This is a genomic window from Streptococcus sp. DD11 (assembly GCF_001578865.1).
GTDB lineage: Bacteria > Bacillota > Bacilli > Lactobacillales > Streptococcaceae > Streptococcus > Streptococcus panodentis.
Map to the genome: position 1 here is coordinate 1 of NZ_KQ969420.1, position 693 is coordinate 693.

Consider the following 693-nt stretch of genomic DNA (forward strand, 5'->3'; position numbering starts at 1 on the left):
CAACTGTCAATATCGGCGGTCAAGATGTACAGCAAAAAGCCTTCCTCGGCGTGAAACTCTATGCTGTGAACCAAACACCTTCAAATGGCGATACTGACCGTATCTCTGCCAGCTACAAACTGGCGCAGGCTCTGACCAGCAAGGAAAGCCAAGCAAACCAATTCAAGTACGAAGGCCGCCACATTATCCCTGCTAACAAAGAAGTCCAAGAATCTGACGATGTCAAAAAAGATGCATTGGCTCAAGCTGTCATCACCATGGGATCATCTGATACCTACACAACGGTCATGCCTAAACTCAGCCAAATGTCTGTCTTCTGGACTGAAAGTGCTGCCATCCTCAGCGATGTTTACAACGGTAAAATTGGCGAAGATCAATACCTGGCAAAATTACAGCAGTTTGACAAAGATTTAGCCGCAGCTAAATAGTACTCAGCGAAGTGAGGGGCCAGCCTCCTCACTTCTTTCTTTGTAACTATAAGGAGAACACTATGAATCCGTCATCCTATGACAATGCATCCATGCTGCAGGTCTTTAAAGAAGGGACCTGGGATGTGAAACTTTCATTTCTGGTAATGGGCTTGGCTAATCTGGCCAATAAACAGTTCATCAAGGGCCTGCTTTTCCTCCTGTCAGAAATAGCCTTCTTTATTGCTTTTATCATCCAGATTGTCCCTGCAATCGGCGGCATGAT

1 protein-coding gene and 1 pseudogene are annotated in these 693 nt (G+C 45.6%); both read left to right on the forward strand.

Annotated elements, in window-relative coordinates:
- Nucleotides 1-428: extracellular solute-binding protein (locus tag STRDD11_RS13190; protein WP_128837674.1), on the forward strand; the 428-nt coding region annotated here is incomplete at its 5' end.
- 62 nt (nt 429-490) lie between these two features.
- Nucleotides 491-693: pseudogene (locus STRDD11_RS13195) on the forward strand (sugar ABC transporter permease); the annotation flags it as partial.